Raw genomic sequence first — 19097 nt, 5'->3', positions numbered from 1 at the left:
CCACATGGAACAGGTTGCTGCCCCAGCGCAGCAGGCCGGTGCGGAGCATCTGTGACGAGTCGCTTTTCCAGGTGTACTGGTCGCGGTCGAAACGGATCAGGCTGCCGACCAAAAACACCGTCAGGCAGACGTAGGGATAGGCCCCGAATAGAAAACCGTGCAGCGAGGTCATGCCTGTGCTCCTTGGGAAGGTCGTGCCTTGCGCGCAGCGTTAGGCACGATGTGAATGGGTTGCGGCTGGTCGGGCCTGGCTTGGCCCTTGGACGAGCAGCCGTCGAACACGACCGGCTCCTGCCATATGGCATCGAGCGGTTCTTCGGCGGCAATTTCAACCGGCTGCGCTTTTTCACCAGCCAGCTCCAGCAACGCGCCCAGCACGCAGGCATACGGGCTGGCGCGCTGCTGCAACGCCGCGAAGATGGCGTTGAAGATATGCGCCATCTCCGCCAGGAACTCGCGCGCCTCGCGCGGCGGCTGGGTCGAGGTAAATTCCAGCACTACCGGCAAAAAGTCGGGCATCTCGCCCTCGGTCAGGTACATACCGGCTTTTCCGTAGGTCTGCGCCAGATCGATCATGGCCGGCCCGCGGTCGCGCGAATCGCCATGCACATGCTCGAACAGGTGTAGTGACGTGGCGCGGCCGCGGTCGAACAGTTCGACATAGTCGGCTTCGGTTTCCAGCGGCGCCTTGCGCGACAGCGTATCAATCAACGCATCGAGTTCGGCCAACCGCTGCGGCGCCAAAGCGCGCTCTTCACGCAGCGCGCCGCGCATGTCGGCCAAGTCGCTGCGCAATTGGGCATCGGGATAACCCAGCAGGCGTGCCAGCACGCGCAGACTTTTCGATGCCTTGGGGGGATTGTTAAAAAGTGCCATGCGTTAAGCCTCCACCTTGATGGGAATAGTGCGTTTCTTGCTGCCGCCAAACAGGCTCACATCGCTGATACCGTCGGAGCAACCGTTGCCGAACGTAAAACCGCAGCCGCCGCGCATGTCGAACGCGTTTTCGGCGTATTCGCGGTGGCTGGTTGGAATCACGAAGCGGTCTTCGTAGTTAGCAATCGCCATGATGTGGTACATCTCCTCGACCTCGGCCACTGTCAGGCCAGCCTGCGCCAGCACGGCCAGGTTCTGTTCGTTGTCCACATGCTTGCTGCGCTGGTAGGAGCGCATGGCCAGCATGCGCTGGAGCGACCGGATCACCGGCGCGGTGTCGCCCGCCGTCAGCAAATTGGCCAGGTACTGCACCGGAATCCGCATTTGCGCAATGTCTGGCAACTCGCCGTTGATGCCAATCTGCCCGGCGTTGGCTGCCGAGGTGATGGGCGACAACGGCGGCACGTACCAGACCATCGGCAGCGTGCGGTATTCGGGATGCAGCGGCAGCGCCACCTTCCATTCCACAGCCATTTTGTAGACCGGGCTCCGGCGGGCGCCTTCAAGCCAGGCATCCGGAATACCATCCTGAAGCGCTTGCGCGATCACCAGAGGGTCATGCGGATTCAGGAATATATCGAGCTGGGCCTGGTACAGGTCTTTGTCGTTTTCCACGCTGGCTGCTTCCTGGATACGGTCGGCGTCATAAAGCACCACGCCCAGGTAGCGAATGCGGCCAACGCAGGTTTCGCTGCATACCGTTGGTTGACCCGCTTCGATGCGCGGATAGCAGAAAGTGCATTTTTCGGCTTTGCCACTTTTCCAGTTGTAATAAATCTTTTTGTAGGGGCAACCCGAGACACACATACGCCAGCCGCGGCACTTGTCCTGGTCGATCAGCACAATGCCGTCTTCCTCGCGTTTGTAGATCGAACCCGAGGGGCAGGAAGCCACGCAGGTCGGGTTCAGGCAGTGTTCACACAGGCGTGGCAAATACATCATGAAAGTGTTTTCGAACTGGCCGACCATGTCCTTCTGGACCTGCTCGAAATTTGCCAGATTGGCATCCTTGCTGCGCTTGGAAAATTCACCCCCTAGTATTTCTTCCCAGTTCGGTCCCCATTCGATTTTTTCCATGCGCTTGCCGGTAATCAGGCTGCGCGGCCGCGCAGTTGGTGTGGCCTTCATCTCGGGCGCTGACTGCAGGTGGTCGTAGTCGAAGGTGAAGGGCTCGTAGTAGTCGTCGATCTGCGGCATGTTCGGATTCGCGAACAGACGCATCAACAGCTTCCACTTGCCCCCCTGGCGCGGCTCGATGGAACCGTCAGCCTTGCGCACCCAGCCGCCGTTCCATTTGTCCTGGTTTTCCCACTCCTTGGGGTAGCCAATGCCGGGTTTTGTCTCCACATTATTGAACCATGCGTATTCCATGCCGGGCCGGCTAGTCCAGACGTTCTTGCAGGTCACGGAACAGGTATGGCAACCGATGCACTTGTCAAGGTTCAGCACCATTGCGATTTGCGCGCGTATCTTCATGCAGCTTCTCCCATTTGTTGAACCAGTTGGGCACGGTCGTCATCGCGCGGGGTGTCGAGCCAATCTACTTTGTCCATCTTGCGCACCACCACAAACTCGTCCCGGTTGGTGCCTATGGTTCCGTAATAGTTAAAGCCATAAGACAACTGCGCATAGCCGCCGATCATGTGGGTCGGCTTGAGCACGATGCGGGTCACCGAGTTGTGGATGCCGCCGCGCTGGCCGGTAATTTCCGAACCCGGCGTGTTAACGATCTTTTCCTGGGCGTGATACATCATCACCATGCCGGGCTTGACCCGCTGGCTTACGACAGCCCGCGCCGAAATCGCGCCGTTGACGTTGTAGGCCTCGATCCAGTCGTTGTCCTCCACGCCGATCAGCTTGGCATCGTCTTCGCTGAGCCACATGATCGGGCCGCCCCGGCTCAGGGTGAGCATTAGCAGGTTGTCGGTGTAGGTCGAGTGAATGCCCCATTTCTGGTGCGGCGTGATGAAGTTCAGCAGGATTTCGGCATTGCCGTTGGAACGGATGCCGTGCACGCCGGCCGTCGCCTTCAGGTTGACTGGCGGACGATAGCTGGCCAGTCCTTCGCCAAAGGCCAGCATCCACGGATGGTCCTGGTAGAACTGCTGACGCCCGGTCAGGGTGCGCCACGGAATGTACTCATGCACATTGGTGTAGCCGGCGTTGTACGACACGGTTTCGGACTCGATGCCGCTCCAGGTCGGCGAGCTGATGATCTTTCGCGGCTGTGCCTGGATGTCGCGAAAACGAATTTTCTCGTCTTCACGGTGGATAGCCAGGTGCGCATGCTCGCGGCCGGTCTGCTTCGACAACGCCTGCCAGGCTTTCACCGCCACATGGCCGTTGGTTTCCGGTGCCAGTTGCAGCACCATTTCGCAGGCATCGATGTCGCTGTTGATGCGTGGCATACCCTGCGTCACGCCGGGTTCGGTCACCAGGCCGTTCAACTGGCCGAGCTGGGTGACCTCAATGTCGGTGTTCCACGAAATTCCCTTGCCGCCATTGCCAATTTTTTTCAGCAACGGGCCGACCGCCGTGAAACGCTTGTACACATTTGGGTAGTCGCGCTCGACGACCTGCATCTGCGGCGCCGTCTTGCCAGGGATCAGTTCGCACTCGCCGCGCTTCCAGTCCTTGACCTCGAACGGCTGGGCCAGTTCGCCCGGCGTGTCGTGCATTACCGGGGTTAGCACCATTTCCTTTTCAACACCCAGATGGCCGTCGCACAGTTCGCTGAATTTCTTCGCGAAGCCCTTGTAGATTTCCCAGTCACTTTTCGACTGCCACACCGGATCCACCGCCGTGGACAGCGGATGGATGAACGGGTGCATGTCGCTGGTATTCAAGTCGTTCTTTTCGTAACAGGTGGCGGTCGGCAGCACGATGTCCGAGTACAGGCAGGTCGTGCTCATACGGAAGTCCAGCGTGACCAGCAAATCGAGCTTGCCTTCGGGCGCCTTGTCGTGCCAGACGACTTCCTCGGGCTTGCCGTCCTCGGCGCCCAAATCCTTGCCCTGCACGCCGTTGTCGGTGCCCAGCAGGTGCTTGAGGAAATACTCGTGCCCCTTGCCCGACGATCCAATAATGTTGGAGCGCCAAACGAACATGTTGCGCGGCCAGTTGGCCGGATGGTCCGGGTCTTCGCAGCTCAGCTTGAGCGAGCCGTCCTTCAGCGACTGAACAACATAGTCTTTTGCATCCATTCCGGAGGCGAGCGCATCCTTGACCACCTGCATCGGATGGGTCTGCAACTGCGGCGCGCTCGGCAGCCAGCCCATGCGCTCGGCGCGCACGTTGTAATCGATCATGCTGCCGCTGTAGAGCTTCTTGTCGGCCAGCGGCGACAGCACTTCATCGACGCCGAGCTTTTCATAGCGCCACTGGTTGGTGTGGGCATAGAAAAAGCTGGTCGAATTCATCTGCCGGGGCGGGCGAATCCAGTCGAGCGCGAAGGCCAGCGGCGTCCAGCCGGTCTGCGGCCGCAGCTTTTCCTGGCCCACGTAATGCGCCCAGCCGCCGCCGCTTTTGCCAATGCAGCCGCACATCATCAGCATGTTGATGACGCTGCGGTAGTTCATGTCGCTGTGGTACCAATGGTTCATGCCGGCGCCGATGATGACCATCGATCGGCCTTCGGTCTTTTCGGCGTTTTCTGCGAACTGACGGGCGACGGTAATGATCTGGTCGCGCGACACACCAGTGATCTGCTCCTGCCAGGCGGGCGTGTAGGGCGTGTTGTCACTGAAATCGGCGGCGGCCAGTTCGCCGGGCAAGCCGCGGGGAATGCCGTATTGCGCTGCCTGCAGGTCGAACACGGTGGCCACCAGCATTTCGCGAGCTTCGCCGACCTTGCCAACGGCAATGCGCTGCACCGGCACGGTGCGAACCAGTATGTCGCCCTGTTCGTTGTTCGGGAAATGGTCATGGTGAATGCCGCCGAAATACGGAAAACCGACCTTGGCGTTGTCCTGGCTCGGCGCATCGCCTTCCAGCACCGACAGCTTAAGGGATACGTCGTTGCCGCCCCGCGCTTCCTTGGCCTCCAGGTTCCACTGACCCAGGTCGGCACGGCCGTCTGGTCCCCAGCGAAAACCAATTGCACCCTGCGGCGTGACCACCTGACCCTGGGCATCAAAAGCCACCGTTTTCCAGTCGGGGTTGTTGTCCTGGCCGAGCTGGTCGCTGAAATCCGAAGCGCGCACATAGCGGTCAGGTACCAAAACGGATTCGCCGTTTTCCAGCGTGTGTTCCTTCAGCATGACCAGCATCGGCAGGTCGGTGTAGCGGCGCGCATAGTCGTCGAAATAGGCCGAGCGAGGACGACCGTTGCCGCCAAAGTAAAACTCTTTCAAAATGACATGGCCCATCGCCATGGCAACGGCGGCGTCTGTGCCCTGTTTGGGATGCAGCCACAGGTCGGACAGTTTGGCGACTTCGGAGTAATCGGGCGTGATGGCGACCGTCTTGCAGCCCTTGTAGCGGACTTCGGTAAAAAAATGGGCGTCGGGTGTGCGGGTCTGCGGCACGTTCGAGCCCCAGGCGATGATGAAGCTGGAGTTGTACCAGTCGGCTGACTCGGGCACGTCGGTCTGCTCACCCCAGACCTGCGGGCTGCTGGGCGGCAAGTCGCAGTACCAGTCGTAAAAGCTCATGCATACGCCGCCAATCAACGAAAGGTAACGCGAGCCCGAGGCATAGCTGACCATCGACATGGCCGGAATCGGCGAGAAGCCAATGATGCGGTCGGCGCCATGCTGCTTGATGGTGTAGATATTTGACGCGGCAATCAGTTCGTTGACCTCGTCCCAGGTCGAGCGCACCATGCCGCCCAGACCGCGCACCTTTTGGTAATCTCGCCGCTTTACATCGTCCTGCACCACGGCAGCCCAAGCTTCGACCGGCGCCAGCGTGAGGCGCGCTTCGCGCCAGTGCTTGAGCAGGCGGGCGCGAATCATCGGATACTTGACGCGGTTGGCGCTGTACAGATACCAGCTATAGCTGGCGCCACGCGAGCAGCCCCGAGGTTCATGGTTGGGCATGTCCCAGCGGGTACGCGGGTAGTCGGTCTGTTGGGTTTCCCAGGTCACGATGCCGCCCTTGACATAAATTTTCCAGGAACATGAGCCGGTGCAGTTCACACCGTGCGTGCTGCGCACAATCTTGTCATGCGCCCAGCGGTTGCGGTAGGCGTCTTCCCAGGTGCGGTCTTCCGCCGTAGTGACGCCGTGATCGCCCGAAAACGATTCTCTCGGATTGGAAAAGTGGCTCAGTCGATCTAAGAAATGACTCATTGAGTTCTCCGTAAATTAGGAAAGTTGGGTGCGAAAACGGCGTTCAGGGGTTTTTGATTTCAGCCCCGCCGCGCAGGTAGAACCACCAGTTCAGCACCAGGCACAGGGCATAAAAAATGGCAAAGCCGTACATCGCGTTTTCGGGTGTGCCGGCCTTGATCTGGGCACCGATGACCACCGGGGCAATGAAGGCGCCATAAGCCGCGATGGCCGAGGTCCAGCCCAGCACCGGGCCGGCCTGTTGGCGGTCGAAAATCACGCCGATGGTGCGAAAGGTCGAGCCGTTGCCAATGCCGCTGGCGGCGAACAGCACCACGAACAGCACCATGAACAGCAGAAAATACTCTTCCGGTGCTGGTGACTTGTAGGCCAGCAGCATGACATAGCCCACTGCGACGGAAGCGGCGACCATGATGGCGGAAATGACTTGTGTCACGATGGAGCCGCCCACCTTGTCGGCGATCCAGCCGCCCAGGGGCCGGATCAAGGCGCCCACAAAGGGACCGATCCAGGCGTAAGCGAGCACCGGCGGCGCATTCGGATTGTTCAGCGTGTGCTGCATCACACCGGCCGCGTCTGGCACATGGCTGACGCCGAAAATCACCTTCATCGACAGTGGCAAAGCCATCGAGAACCCAATGAAAGAGCCGAAGGTGACGATGTACAGGAGCGTCATCGACCAGGTATGCTTGTTGCGAAAGATGGCGAACTGTTTGGCAACGTTCTCTTTCATCGGACCAAAGGCAGTGACCTTGAGCACCATCAGGGTGCTGACAATGATCAGCGGCATGGCCAGCCACATGTTCAGCACACCCAGCCCGCTGGGCTTGGGCAGGTAGAGATACAGGCCGATGCCGGCGGGAATAAAGGACAGCGTGTAGAGCCAGATGATCTTGAGGAAGGCCGGAATGGTTCCGCCAATGGCGGGCGACACGGTTTTCAGGTTGTTCATGCCGAAAAAGCAAATGATCGACAGCGGCACCAGCGACAGCAGCCAGGTGAAGCCCGCGTTTTGGATCCAGGTGGGCGTGCCGGCGGATATCTTGCCGAATATCCAGCCGCTTTCTTTCAGCAGCGTCATCGGCTCGCCGCCAAAGCTGCCAAACACGCTCACGGTCATGACCAGCGGAATGACAATTTGCATCGCCGTTACGCCGAAGTTGCCCAGTCCGGCATTCAGGCCCAGCGCCGTGCCCTGCAGCCGCTTAGGAAAGAAGGTGCTGATGTTGGACATGGAGCTGGCAAAGTTGCCGCCGCCCACGCCCGACCACAGCGCCATCAGCTGGAACGACCAGAGCGGCCATTCAGGATGCTGCAGCACGATACCGGTGCCAATCGCCGGCGCCAGCAGCATGGATGTCGTGAGAAAAATGGTGTTGCGCCCGCCTGCCAGCCGGATCAGGAAAGACGCAGGAATTCGCATGGTGGCGCCGGCCAGCCCGGCGATAGCCGTGAGCGTGAACAGCTCGGCCTGGCTGAACGGATAGCCCAGGTTCATCATCTGCACCGTGATGATTCCCCACATGCCCCAAACGGCAAAGCCGCACAGCAGGCTGGGCACCGAAATCCAGAGATTGCGGTAGGCAATCCGCTTGCCGGTGTTTTCCCAGAAGTTTTCGTCTTCAGGACGCCAGTCGGTGATGTCAGCACCGGCGTCTTTTCCTAGCGGCAAATTGGCAACACCTGCGGTAGAGGCAACTTTATTGTTCATGATGAGTTCTCGGTGAGTGGGTTCGATGTCAGGCTTTGGCACCAGCCGCGTGGCTGCCCATGACTTCAGTGCGGCGCACTTCAGTCCAGTACATCCAGATCAGCGAGACCCAGACCACCCCGTACATCAGCATGAAAGCGCTGGAGCGGATGCCGGTCAAGTCCATCAGCACGCCGAACAGAACGGGCAATACAAAACCGCCCAAGCCACCGGCAAGCCCCACAATGCCGCTGATGGCACCAATGTTGTGGGAATAGTCGTCGCTGATGTATTTAAAGACGCTGGCCTTGCCGAAAGCAAAGGCCACGCCCAGAATGGCCATCAATCCGGTAAAAGCGTACACATTTAGTCCGATGTGAAAGGTGGAAGGTCCGTTCGTCGTCAAAAGAGTGAAATCAGCCTGCGGGTAGGACAACAAGAACAGGCAGATCCAACTCACCCACATCACCCACCATGTCACACTGTGTGCGCCGTATTTGTCGGACAGCACGCCGCCTACAGCACGCAAAACACCGCCAGGCAGCGAAAAACAGGCCGCCAGGAGAGCAGCCGCGCGAATGTCCAAGCCGTACTCTCCCACGTAGTACTGCACCATCCACAGTGACAGGGCCACATAGCCGCCGAAAACAATGCTGTAGTACTGGCAGTATTTAAGAACCTTTGGATCCTTCAATGCCTTGAGCTGCTCCCGGAAACTGGTCTTGCTGGACACCAGGTGGGCCGGATCGCTGTAGCTGAACATCCAGAACAGCACCAGCGTACCGAGCATGATGATCGCGTAAACCTGCGGCACCATGGCCCAGCCGAATGCGACCAGCAGCACTGGCGCGACGAACTTGTTGACGGCAGCACCCGAATTACCGGCCCCGTACACACCCATCGCCGTACCCTGACGGCTCTTGGGGAACCAGCGCGCCACATAGGGTGTACCAACTGAAAATGATCCGCCCGCCAGGCCGACAAACAGGCCGATGGTTATGAAATGCCAGTATTCAGTGGCATAACTCATGAGCCAGATGGCGGGCACTGTGATAGCCATCAACACGGCCATGACGATGCGTCCGCCGTACTTGTCGGTCCAGATGCCCAGCGGAACCCGAATCAGGGAACCCGTGAGCACCGGCGTGGCCGTGAGCAGGCCAAACTCCGTGGCATTGAGGTTGAGCATCTTCTTGATCGGGATGCCGATGACGCCAAACATCATCCACACCATGAAGCAGACGGTGAACGCCAGCGTGCTGACAATCAGCACCGACCAGGCTTTTCTTGAATTGCTTAGCTCAGAGGCCATGTTTTTCTCCAGAAGACATGGCATGACTGTCGACGTTTCGCAGGGTATTTACTATCCGTCTTTGGTAGGCAATGCTGCGCCAAACGAACGATGGCGCTCAAAGCCACCATCGTTCCGAAGAACTACTCCTGCATCAAACTGGAGAAAGTTTGATGTCCGTCAACCCGCTTCGCGGTGACTTGCGTAAACAGCGGCCTGCACCCGCGACGTCAATTGCAGCTTGCGAAGAATGTGCTGCACGTGAATCTTCACCGTCGTCTCGGCAATGTCGAGCTTGCGCGCAATCAGTTTGTTGCTGTCGCCCAGCGCAATCAGCGCCAGCACTTCGCGCTCCCGGGCGGAAAGCAGCTCAATGCCCGAGCCCTCCTGGGCGAGCTGGCCCGTCCCGACATTGGCACGGCTGGCCTCCGGCAGGGCGGGCGGTGCCTTGGCGCGAAAGGCGGTGACCAGTTTGGTCATCATTTCCGGGCTGACCACGGACTCCCCGGCGAGCACCCTGATGATGAACTCGGAAAGGTGATCGAGTTCGACGGTCTTCAGCAGATACCCGTCGGCGCCGGCCTGCAACGCTGCGGCCAGATCGTTTTCGTTCTCGCTCACGGTCAGCATCAGGATCCGGGCTTGCGGAGCGGCGTCCTTTAACGCGGCTATTCCGTCCACTCCGAGAACCCCCGGCAGGTGGTTGTCCAGCAGGATCAGGTCTGGCTTGGCGCGCTGCACGCAACGCAAGGCCTCCCCTATGTCGCCCGCCTGGTCGGCTACGTTAAAACGCTCATCCTGTGAGAGCAGCGCGACCAGTCCGCGGCGAAACAGCGTGTGATCGTCCACCACCAACAGCTGAATGGCCGTCATGGCTTTTCCGCCGGGGCGTTACCGCGCGCGCGGTCCCAAACTACATGTGTGTTCATTTTGCTATGGTTTTAATAGCTATTAATGCCGATAAACATTGGACAAGGGCCCGAAAATGTTCATATCCACCCTGATTCGGCACTTTTTAAGGCACCCCGCATGAGTCCGGCAGGCGACTCAAGCTCCAGACCGGTGGTGGCCACGCTGCCGCCAGTGACCGGATGCGTTGGCAGTGTCAGCGTGGCTGCTGTTCCCCCACCGGGCCTGGAGACGATTTCCACCTGCGCACCAATGCCTCCGGCGCGTTCGCGCATGATTTTCATGCCAACATGGGATTGGTCATGGCTCTGGCTCATGTCAAAACCGACGCCATCGTCGCGGACCACAAAACGCCAGCGTGCGCCCTTGAACACTTCCAGATCGACCTTGGTGGCCCCCGAATGCTTGCGCACATTGGACAGGGCTTCCTGCAGCACATGCAACACCTGCACCTGCACGTCGGGTGGCAACGGCAGGCCGTCGCCGTGAATGGTCAGGTGGGCCGGCAAGCCGGTCTGGTGCTGGAACTTCTGCAGCGTTTCCTGCAAGGCCTGCCCAATGTCCTCGGTGTTGGTGCGGGTGCGGAAATGCACCAGCAGCTCGCGCACGTCGCCGATACTTTCGCGCAGCCCGGTGTCCAGTTCGTCCAGCGCCTGCGTCATCTGCATCGGCTGGCCTTTCTGGGCGGCTGTGCGCAGCAGCTGCACCTGTATTTTCAAGAACACCAGCGACTGCGCAATCGAGTCATGCAGCTCGCGGGCCAGCATGGCACGCTCCTCGGCAACGGCCGCTTCCCTGGCCAGCGCGGCGGCGCGCAGGCTTTCCAGCGCGCTGGCCAGGTGACTTGCCAGCGCATCGAGCAATTCGGTTTCTTCCGCACTCAGCGTCACGGCGCTGCGGAAAAACAAATTGAATTCACCCAGCAGGCGGTGCTGCAACCGGATGGGCACGCTGACGACACTTTCGTAACCGACCTTGGCGCAGCGCCGCACCGGAATCTGGTCATGGCTCAGGATCGGGATGACACGGGTGGTTGACTCCGGCTGGAGGTTGCCGCAGGCGCAGGCACCGGCCAGCAGAGTGCGCTCTTCTTCCAGCATGTCCTGCGGAAAGCAGTCAGAGGCGAGCATCAAATAGCGCTGGCTGGCGTCGTCCGACCAGCGCACTGCGGCCGCATCGGCCTTCATCAGACTGCGCACGCGCTGGGTAAAGAAGCGCGCCAGCTCATCAATGCTGCTGGCCTGAGCCAGAAAGGCGCTGACTTCATACAAAGCCTCCAGCCGCACCCGCTGCGCCTCGATATGCCGCGTCTTGGCCTCGACCTGGATTTCCAGGCCCTTGTACATCGAGTCCAGGGTTCCGGCCATGCGGTTGAAGCCGGTCGCCACCTGGCCGAACTCGTCCTCGGTATCAACCTCGATGCGGGTGGCGAACTCCCCCAACTGGACCTTGGCCAGGCTTTGGCGAAGCCGGCTGAGCGGACTGATCACATACAGGTAACCGGTGTAGAGCATGACCACCGCCCCGGCGATGGCCAGCGCCATCATGGCGAACTGGAACAGGTTCAAGATAGCCGTCAGGCGCGACAGGTGCTGCTCGATGGCCAGCACAAACCGGTCGATCGCCTCGACAAAATCGCCCGCCGCCTGCAGCGAATCATTCACTGGCAGGGGCGGCTCTGCCAAAGACTGCCGGCGCTGCTCTTTCCAGAGTGACTCAACCACGGAAAACTGCTTGCGGACCTGGTCATCCCACGGCACGAACAGTGGCCGTGACGCATCGCCATTGCGCAATACCGTTAAAGAGTCGTCGAAATTCCCGACCAGGCGCTGAAGTACCGGCGGCGCCACGCCCGCATGAACCGCGCTGGTCAGCCGCCAGGTCTGCATCCGCATGCGCCCGGCTTCATTGACCGCCGCCGCGCCGCCTTCGAGCTGCCAGGTAACCCACAAGGTCAAGCCGATGGAGGCCAAAGCGATGATCAGCAGGCTGGCGCCAATGCGGATCAGTTTTTTGGAAAGCGAAGCGGTGTGATGCATGCGGCGGGTACCTGACGGTTATCTATTTTCCCGACAGGGCCCGGGCAAAATAACCGCCGAGCGCTGCTTTGGGCAGCTTGAACATGTCGGCACACAGGTTTTCGAGGAACGTCGTTTCATGCCTTTCATGATCGGCTTGCGGCTTGAACGACGCCGGCCCCGGTTTCTCCAGCCTTAAGGTGATTTTTCTTCAACGCATCCCGACCGATGGGCCGGACAGGCGTCAGGGGCCGAAGCCGTCCGAAATATTCACGCTTCATATCGATTTTTCCTTGGAAACGCGCTGCGGGACGAACATCGCCGGACAGCTATTGCACGAAATTTTGCGCCCAAGCGCAGGGCCGGAAAAATTCAGCCCCCTGATCCCTTAGCAAAACCCTTATTCATGTTGCCGATGATGTCAGCATCAGGAATTAACCAGCCGCAAGGCTCAAGGCATTATCAGTTTAAGAGTTAGCGCCGGCAAAATCTTTGGGCAAGCGACGCCAAACTTGCCGAGCAACTCAGGGGCCCGTATCTTAAGGCGACGCCTGCGGAAATGAGCTTGCTGCGCTATGCTGGCACGCAGAACAGCGACAGCTTGATCACCGGCGACGTCACCGGCCTGACTTGCCGGGATGCGAACAGGCTCGAGCTGGATTCCCTGTGTATCAACGCGGCCAGAAAAAACGCCAGCCGGCGCGAGACCCCTAAACGCGCCCTCGCCTGGATGGCAAGATATGAGCGGTACCACGTCACCCTTCAGGCGCCGTTACCTTGCAAATCTGGAGCATCATCGTTTGATGAAGTTTTTCATGGCCAGTTTGGTGGCGCTCTGTACTCTTTTAACGGCTTGCGACAATACGGGCCCGACGGCCGATGCCACCAGCGCGCCGCGCTACGGTCCCGAGGACCTGCAGGCGCTGCTGCAGGGCGCCTGGCTGAGGGAATACGGCGACAACAGCGTCCAGGCCCGGCGCATCCTGGTGCTTTCGGCAGACGGCAGTTTTGCTGAAACGGTCCGCATCGCCGATGCCGCAGGCCAGGTGACTGCGCAGAACCATACGGGCACCTGGCTTTACGACGGCACCAACCTCAAGCGCAAATACACCAGCATGAATGGCAAGCCGCCCTCTCGTTTGAACCTGCCGTTTGCCACGTTTGAGATCCAGCTGGAGTCAAAAAACGAATTCACCGGCATTGACCATGTGCACCGCAACCGCATCCGATACCGGCGCGTATCCCCCGAGACAGTGCCCTAGTACCTGCCGGCGACACGCTGCCTTCCCTTCAATGCAAAATTCAATGCGAAATGACGACTCGCACACTGCAGGGCGCCTGCTCGATCAAGGCCTTGAACATCGAGCCGCACGCCGTCAGCCCGGCATCGTTCAGCTTGCGCAGGCCGGCATCGAGGATCGCCTGCTGTGAGGGTTCGCAGCCGCCGTAAGTCAACAGGATTTTCCTGCAGGTGGCGCACCTTCAAAAGGATCAGGAAGCCAAATCAATCCAGCGTAACCCGATTTTCTGCGCCATCTGTCAGTACGCGACCTTGCCATCCGGCACATGGCCCCGGGTTTCGGTATGGTGAAGGTGAGCTGCTACAGGAGGCCTACCGAAGCGAGTCGGCTCGATCGACCGGTTAGGAATTATTTGGCTCCGCCCATGATTGCCCGCTCTCTATGCTGCAGCAGCTGCGCCTCTCGTGAAGAGCTGTCTCGATCAAGCTCATCAGCAATGACGCGTAGATCGGAGAGTCGAATAGTCAGAGTAACTTGCAACCTGTCGATGTCCCATTGCACCAACTCGTTAATTACATTCGGGTTGTCTCTGAATGGAGAGACCGCTTGGAAGATTTCTTTCGCGGTCGAAACTCGCTTCAAAACACCATCTTCGGCAAGCTTGTGGCGGCTGCCACCGAAGCCACCGGCAAACATTGCATTCGCGCGGTCGATGACGTTCAAAGTGTGCGCAAGGAAACGGATTCGGTTGAATTCATATGAGCAAGCGGATACCAAAGTGGCCACGTCGCGCCTGCCCGTACGAAATTGCTCCTCAATCAGGGCTTGGAGAGCCAAGTCTGCTGAACGCGCTGATCGAAACGCTGCCAGCGCGGCCAAAATAGTGGCAATGGCAGCGGCAATAACGACCATGAAGTTGAGCGATTCGGCGTTGGTCATGCCACCGTGTCTTTGTTAATGCCCAACGCCTGAATTAAACCGAACCGCGAAGCGGCTTCTGCTTAAATGAACTGCTAAGCCACTCCCTCACCCTTTGGCGGCGAGTTAGGCAAACGAACAGCCAACTAAACTACCAGAGGTTCTTGCCATCAATAACAGCAACAGGCGCTGCAGCTGCATCGAAGTTGTCGAATAAACGCGCATTGACGCCAATCCGACGGTTGACTTTGTCCCAACTTCCGTCTTGCTCGAAAGCCGGGCTATCTGTGTATGTAGCGCAACCGCACTCAGAGCAGAAATGATGCGCTACAAGCTTTGTATTCCAGCGATAAATCGCATCATCATCATTCGTTTGGGCGATTGCGTGGAATTGACTGGGCTGATAGTAGGCTAACAGCGCGCCGCGCTTTGAACAAAAAGAGCAAGTGCACCGAGTAAGCTCCGTCGGAATATCGCCGTCGATGCTAAATGCGTTTTTTCCACAATGACAGCTTCCCGTTATCGTCATATGTTTTCTCCTCGGTAAAAATGTACAGCTGATTATCAGCGGCCCAACATAATGTACGCCGCAAACCCTGCGGTATACATCGGCAGCTGCAATGTAATCTGGATCTGCCAACCGCTTGAAGCTAGCGAACTTAACTCTAGCCTCGGTCTAGTTTCTACCCACGGGCGCCGCACGACTTGCGGTACCCCCGGCCCGCAGCGGCGCGGCGCTTAGCGTGCAGACCATGCCCGCCAGCCGGTGCAGCGACTGCCAGCCGCTCGCCGGCCAATCCGGCTGCTTCATCCCTTTAACAATGCCATCGACCTTCTGCGCTGCGTCCAGCAGTTTGGCCAGCGCCGCGTCGCTCATGCCGGGCAGCACCCGCTCAAACAGCTTTTCCTTCGCGCCCCAGACGCGGTTGTCGCGCAGCGCCATCGGCATCGGACGGCCCGCATGAATCGCGTCCTTAACCCGCTTCATGCTGCGGATGTCTTCTGCCAATGCCCAATGCACCAGCACTTCCGATTGGCCTTCGGCCTGCAGCCCGTCGATCATGCGCGCCGCGCGCAGTGCCTGGCCGCCAAGCACGGCTTCCGACAGCTTGAAAACATCGTAACGCGCGACATTGAGCACGGCGTTTTCGATCTGGTCGAAACCCAGCAGCCCATCGCCCGCGGCCTTCACCGGGTAAAGCAGGGCCAGTTTCTGGATTTCCTGGTGCGCGGCCAGCAGGTTGCCCTCGACCCGGTCGGCAAAAAACTGCAGCGTGTGCTGGCCTTCTTCTCCGCTGGCCACGCGCTGGCCCTGCAGTTGCAGGCGCTGGGCGATCCATTGCGGCAGCATGCGCCGGTCAATCGGCTCGAACTTGACCGTCACGCCAAAGCTGTCCAGCGCGCCAAACCAGGCGCCCTTGGTGGTTGCGCCGTCGAGCCGGGGCAGCATCACCAGCGTGAGCGTGGAGTCGTCGCCCTGAGCGCGCTCAGCCAGTTGCTGCAGCGCCACCGAGCCGTCCTTGCCCGGCTTGCCGCTGGGAATTCGGACTTCAACAATCTGTTTGTCGGCAAAAAGGCTGAGCGAGCCGCCGCTGGCCAGCACCTCGCTCCAGTCGAAATGCGCGCCGGCCACGGTGTGCACCGTGCGCTCGGTGTAACCTTGGCCCCGGGCCGCCGCGCGCAGGGCATCGGCAAATTCCTGGACCAACAAAGGCTCGTCGCCATACAAGGTGTAGAGCCTTTTGAGTCCCCGCTTGAGGTGTTCGGACAGTTGGGCAGGGGCCAGTTGCATAGTGGCGCAATTCTAGAACCTACGACGAGAGCCGGTATGTTTCCAGGTGAATACTGGTTTCGGTGTTGCTGATGCCCTTCAGGAGGCGAATGCGTTCCAGCACCTTGGCCAGCGCCTGCAGGTTCTCGGCCCGGAGTTCGGCCAGCAAGTCCCAACGGCCGTTGGTGTCATGCAGCGTTGCCACCCCCGGCTCGCCCAACAGGCGGGCAATCACGGCGCGGGTCTGGTTGCCTTCCACAGCAATGCTCATCCAGGCTTTTATCTCGTTGCACTGCACGTCGGGCCTGAGGCGCACGGTGTAGCCCACGATGACGTTGTTGTCTTCCAGCCGCCGGATGCGGTTGGTGACCGTGCCGCGCGATACGCCCAGCTTGGCGGCCAGCGCTGCAACGGACAGTCGCGCATCCTGCCGCAGCAAAGAAATAAGTTGATGGTCGGTCTCATCCATTTCGGCATCCTAACCTGTCAAAACGCCAATAAATTGATTATTTACAAGCACATTTGACACTTGTTATTGATTTGGGTCGGAAACACACTGGTAGCCATCTTTATAAAACAATGCGAGATAGTCATGAAAAACCCGGTCGCGACCAGTTTGAACACCCTTTTTTTAAGCCCGCAGGATGTCGCCAGCATTGTCAGTTGCCAAGGCATGGTCCGCACACTGGAAGGCATGGCCGCTTGCATTCAGCAGGATTTCCTGCGCTGGCAAAGTTTTGACAAATCGGCCCGTCTGGCCAGCCATTCCCGCGATGGTGTGATCGAACTCATGCCGATTGCCGATGCCAAAACCTACACCTTCAAGTACGTCAACGGCCATCCGAAAAACACCGCACTGGGCTTGTCCACCGTGATGGCTTTTGGGGTGCTGGCCGATGTGGCAACAGGCGTGCCGCTGCTGATCAGCGAATTGACTCTGACCACTGCCTTGCGGACCGCGGCCACCTCGGCGGTGGCGGCGCGCGCGCTGGCCCGGCCTGAGAGCCGCGTGATGGCGCTGATTGGCAATGGCGCGCAGAGCGAGTTCCAGGCGCTGGCCTTTCATCATTTGCTGGGCATTGAGGAAATCCACCTGTACGACATTGATGCCGGTGCAACCGCCAAACTGATGCGCAACCTGCAATCCAACCCGGATACAGCGGCCCTGCGCCTGCGGGCCTGTGGCAACATCGCCGAAGCCTTGCAGGATGCCGACATCGTGACCACCGTCACGGCTGACAAGACCAATGCGACTATTATCACGGCCGGCATGCTCAAGCCGGGTACACACCTCAATGCGGTAGGCGGCGACTGCCCGGGCAAAACCGAAATCCACGCCGATGCGCTGCGTGCGGCCAAGGTATTCGTGGAGTACGAGCCGCAAACCCGCGTGGAAGGCGATTTACAGCAAATGGGGCCGGACTTTGCAGTGACTGAACTGTGGCAGGTGCTGTCGGGCGAAAAGGCGGGGCGAGACAGCGCAGCGCAGATCACGATGTTCGACTCGGTCGGCTTTGCGCTTGAGGATTTTTCGGCACTGCGGTATCTTTACGACACGGCGCAGTCGCTGGCGGTCGGTGGCTCCATTCCCCTGATTCCGCGACTCGACGACCCAAAAAATCTTTACCAGCTGGTCAGGCCTGCTGCTTTTGATTTGCCGGGGCGGCCGACCCCCTCGGCTTTGCCGAGCAAATCAGCTATTCCGCTGGGCAAAAAAACAGACGCTGCTGGCAAGACGCAGCCTTTTTTTAACACCGAATTGACCTCAACATGACACGTCTCATCAGGCTCATAGGCGCACCTACCGATATTGGGGCGGGGACACGCGGGGCCTCCATGGGCCCGGAGGCCTTTCGCGTTGCAGGGCTGCAATCCACGCTGGAAGGCCACGGCTTGCAGGTCACCGACCACGGAAACCTCAGTGGGCCGGCCAACCCATGGCAGGAACCCGTCAGGGGCTACCGTCACCTGGTCGAGGTAGCCACATGGAACCGGGCGGTTCACGAGGCCGTGCATTCGGCGCTGAAAGCGGGGGACATGCCCCTGCTGCTGGGCGGTGACCACTGTCTGGCCATCGGCTCGATCAGCGCGGTAGCACGTCATTGTCGTCAGGTGAAAAAGAACCTGCGCGTGCTGTGGCTTGATGCGCACACCGACTTCAACACCGATTCACTGACACCTAGCGGCAACACGCATGGCATGCCGGTGGCCGTCCTTTGCGGCCATGGACCTGCAGAACTGACCAGCATAGGCGGACTGTCACCAGCCATTGAGCCTTCGTTCATTCGCCAGATCGGCATTCGCAGTGTCGACGAAGGAGAAAAACGCTTCGTCAGGCAGTCGGGCCTTGAAGTATTCGACATGCGTTATATCGACGAGATGGGAATGAAGCGCACCATGGAAGCGGCGCTGGCCGGCGTCGACGACAACACGCACCTGCATGTGAGCTTTGATGTTGACTTTCTGGACGCCAGCTTTGCGCCGGGTGTCGGCACAGCCGTCAAAGGTGGCCCGACTTACCGCGAGGCCCAGCTGTGCATGGAAATGATTGCCGACACTGGTCGCATGGCATCGCTTGATGTGATGGAGTTGAACCCGGCACTGGATGTGCGCAACGGTACGGCGGAAGTGGCGCTTGATTTGATAGAGAGCCTGTTCGGAAAGAGCACGCTGATGCGGCAATCCTGACTCGCTCAGCCTGTCAGTCCTGAGAACGATTGACGGCCTGAGACGGGCACTTTTTCCACTTTAGTACGAATTGGTACGCGTCATGGCAATCATTGTTGTAGCGCGGCGCGACAACGAGGTGTCGGAGTGGAGTGGAGTGGAGTGGAGTGGAAATGGAATCAAGGCGTCACGCACCAAGGCGCAGCGTTGTGTGCCAAACCCATCCACAAAGCCCAGCCGGAAGTGAGCGCCAAAGCCATGCCAGCCAGGCGGATTCCCCACTCGCCGCTCCCGCTGCCATGCAGGCGCAGGAACAACCAAGGGCCGATCAGCAGGGACACGCTGCTTCCCAAGGCAACCAGGGC

16 protein-coding genes and 1 pseudogene are annotated in these 19097 nt (G+C 59.5%); 3 read left to right on the top strand and 14 right to left on the bottom strand.

The window, feature by feature from the left end; genetic code table 11:
* The 8 genes from HHJ19_RS09435 to HHJ19_RS09400 all read right to left on the bottom strand — a co-directional run.
* Nucleotides 1–172, bottom strand: a 172-nt coding sequence (locus tag HHJ19_RS09435; protein ID WP_296906375.1) for a respiratory nitrate reductase subunit gamma, incomplete at its 3' end; no start/stop codon positions are given.
* Nucleotides 169–876: a nitrate reductase molybdenum cofactor assembly chaperone gene (gene narJ, locus HHJ19_RS09430; protein WP_296906372.1), complete on the bottom strand. Its 708-nt coding sequence runs from the start codon at nt 874–876 to the stop codon at nt 169–171. The genes HHJ19_RS09435 and narJ, both read right to left, overlap by 4 nt.
* A 3-nt stretch (nt 877–879) precedes the next feature.
* Nucleotides 880–2412 carry a nitrate reductase subunit beta gene (gene narH / locus HHJ19_RS09425; protein ID WP_296906368.1) on the bottom strand — a complete coding sequence of 511 codons (1533 nt, stop codon included), beginning with the start codon at nt 2410–2412 and terminating at the stop codon, nt 880–882.
* Entirely contained in the window at nt 2409–6227 is a 3819-nt protein-coding gene (locus HHJ19_RS09420; protein WP_296906365.1) for a nitrate reductase subunit alpha, read from the bottom strand. The genes narH and HHJ19_RS09420 overlap by 4 nt, the downstream gene beginning before the upstream one ends.
* Before the next feature lie 43 nt (nt 6228–6270).
* The gene (locus HHJ19_RS09415) at nt 6271–7938 is read right to left on the bottom strand and encodes an MFS transporter (RefSeq protein ID WP_296906363.1); all 1668 of its coding nucleotides are present in this window, start codon (nt 7936–7938) and stop codon (nt 6271–6273) included.
* 28 nt (nt 7939–7966) lie between these two features.
* Nucleotides 7967–9229, bottom strand: coding sequence for a nitrate/nitrite transporter (locus HHJ19_RS09410; protein ID WP_296906360.1), 1263 nt, complete (start codon nt 9227–9229; stop codon nt 7967–7969).
* 159 nt (nt 9230–9388) lie between these two features.
* Complete coding sequence (locus tag HHJ19_RS09405; protein ID WP_296906357.1) at nt 9389–10081, bottom strand: response regulator; 693 nt, start codon at nt 10079–10081, stop codon at nt 9389–9391.
* Between the two features lie 116 nt (nt 10082–10197).
* On the bottom strand, nt 10198–12156 hold the full coding sequence (locus HHJ19_RS09400) for a type IV pili methyl-accepting chemotaxis transducer N-terminal domain-containing protein (RefSeq protein ID WP_296906354.1): 1959 nt from the start codon (nt 12154–12156) through the stop codon (nt 10198–10200).
* Nucleotides 12157–12875: 719 nt separating this feature from the next.
* Between HHJ19_RS09400 and HHJ19_RS09395 the strand changes: the two genes are divergently transcribed.
* Nucleotides 12876–13397, top strand: a complete 522-nt coding sequence (locus tag HHJ19_RS09395) for a hypothetical protein (RefSeq protein ID WP_296906351.1) — start codon at nt 12876–12878, stop codon at nt 13395–13397.
* 40 nt (nt 13398–13437) lie between these two features.
* On the opposite strand, the gene HHJ19_RS09390 is transcribed toward HHJ19_RS09395, so the two are convergent.
* From HHJ19_RS09390 to HHJ19_RS09370, 5 genes are all read right to left on the bottom strand, one after another.
* Nucleotides 13438–13590: a hypothetical protein gene (locus HHJ19_RS09390; RefSeq protein WP_296906348.1), complete on the bottom strand. Its 153-nt coding sequence runs from the start codon at nt 13588–13590 to the stop codon at nt 13438–13440.
* A 194-nt stretch (nt 13591–13784) separates the two neighbouring features.
* The gene (locus HHJ19_RS09385) at nt 13785–14315 is read right to left on the bottom strand and encodes a hypothetical protein (protein WP_296906345.1); all 531 of its coding nucleotides are present in this window, start codon (nt 14313–14315) and stop codon (nt 13785–13787) included.
* A 130-nt stretch (nt 14316–14445) separates the two neighbouring features.
* Nucleotides 14446–14823: a GFA family protein gene (locus HHJ19_RS09380; RefSeq protein ID WP_296906342.1), complete on the bottom strand. Its 378-nt coding sequence runs from the start codon at nt 14821–14823 to the stop codon at nt 14446–14448.
* A gap of 147 nt (nt 14824–14970) precedes the next feature.
* Nucleotides 14971–16086, bottom strand: a complete 1116-nt coding sequence (holA, locus tag HHJ19_RS09375) for a DNA polymerase III subunit delta (RefSeq protein ID WP_296906339.1) — start codon at nt 16084–16086, stop codon at nt 14971–14973.
* Between the two features lie 19 nt (nt 16087–16105).
* Nucleotides 16106–16534 carry an Lrp/AsnC family transcriptional regulator gene (locus HHJ19_RS09370; protein WP_296906336.1) on the bottom strand — a complete coding sequence of 143 codons (429 nt, stop codon included), beginning with the start codon at nt 16532–16534 and terminating at the stop codon, nt 16106–16108.
* 123 nt (nt 16535–16657) lie between these two features.
* On the opposite strand from HHJ19_RS09370, the gene HHJ19_RS09365 reads away from it, so the two are divergent.
* Nucleotides 16658–17839, top strand: coding sequence for an ornithine cyclodeaminase (locus HHJ19_RS09365; RefSeq protein WP_296906333.1), 1182 nt, complete (start codon nt 16658–16660; stop codon nt 17837–17839).
* Complete coding sequence (gene rocF, locus HHJ19_RS09360) at nt 17836–18753, top strand: arginase (protein ID WP_296906330.1); 918 nt, start codon at nt 17836–17838, stop codon at nt 18751–18753. The genes HHJ19_RS09365 and rocF overlap by 4 nt, the downstream gene beginning before the upstream one ends.
* Nucleotides 18754–18911: 158 nt before the next feature.
* Here rocF and HHJ19_RS09355 read toward each other — a convergent pair.
* A pseudogene (locus tag HHJ19_RS09355) lies at nt 18912–19097 on the bottom strand (sulfite exporter TauE/SafE family protein); the annotation flags it as partial.

This window comes from Polaromonas sp., from assembly GCF_012927415.1.
GTDB lineage: Bacteria > Pseudomonadota > Gammaproteobacteria > Burkholderiales > Burkholderiaceae_C > Polaromonas.
This window is presented reverse-complemented; position numbering and strand designations above follow the sequence as displayed.

What these genes read in the sequence shown, in the direction of transcription:
- HHJ19_RS09380 (WP_296906342.1), bottom strand. Translation starts at nt 14,823, where the DNA reads ATGACGATAACGGGAAGCTGTCATTGTGGAAAAAACGCATTTAGCATC.
- HHJ19_RS09395 (WP_296906351.1), top strand. Translation starts at nt 12,876, where the DNA reads ATGAGCGGTACCACGTCACCCTTCAGGCGCCGTTACCTTGCAAATCTG.
- HHJ19_RS09410 (WP_296906360.1), bottom strand. Translation starts at nt 9,229, where the DNA reads ATGGCCTCTGAGCTAAGCAATTCAAGAAAAGCCTGGTCGGTGCTGATT.
- HHJ19_RS09405 (WP_296906357.1), bottom strand. Translation starts at nt 10,081, where the DNA reads ATGACGGCCATTCAGCTGTTGGTGGTGGACGATCACACGCTGTTTCGC.
- HHJ19_RS09420 (WP_296906365.1), bottom strand. Translation starts at nt 6,227, where the DNA reads ATGAGTCATTTCTTAGATCGACTGAGCCACTTTTCCAATCCGAGAGAA.
- HHJ19_RS09400 (WP_296906354.1), bottom strand. Translation starts at nt 12,156, where the DNA reads ATGCATCACACCGCTTCGCTTTCCAAAAAACTGATCCGCATTGGCGCC.
- HHJ19_RS09370 (WP_296906336.1), bottom strand. Translation starts at nt 16,534, where the DNA reads ATGGATGAGACCGACCATCAACTTATTTCTTTGCTGCGGCAGGATGCG.
- narJ (WP_296906372.1), bottom strand. Translation starts at nt 876, where the DNA reads ATGGCACTTTTTAACAATCCCCCCAAGGCATCGAAAAGTCTGCGCGTG.
- HHJ19_RS09385 (WP_296906345.1), bottom strand. Translation starts at nt 14,315, where the DNA reads ATGACCAACGCCGAATCGCTCAACTTCATGGTCGTTATTGCCGCTGCC.
- HHJ19_RS09365 (WP_296906333.1), top strand. Translation starts at nt 16,658, where the DNA reads ATGAAAAACCCGGTCGCGACCAGTTTGAACACCCTTTTTTTAAGCCCG.
- narH (WP_296906368.1), bottom strand. Translation starts at nt 2,412, where the DNA reads ATGAAGATACGCGCGCAAATCGCAATGGTGCTGAACCTTGACAAGTGC.
- holA (WP_296906339.1), bottom strand. Translation starts at nt 16,086, where the DNA reads ATGCAACTGGCCCCTGCCCAACTGTCCGAACACCTCAAGCGGGGACTC.
- rocF (WP_296906330.1), top strand. Translation starts at nt 17,836, where the DNA reads ATGACACGTCTCATCAGGCTCATAGGCGCACCTACCGATATTGGGGCG.
- HHJ19_RS09415 (WP_296906363.1), bottom strand. Translation starts at nt 7,938, where the DNA reads ATGAACAATAAAGTTGCCTCTACCGCAGGTGTTGCCAATTTGCCGCTA.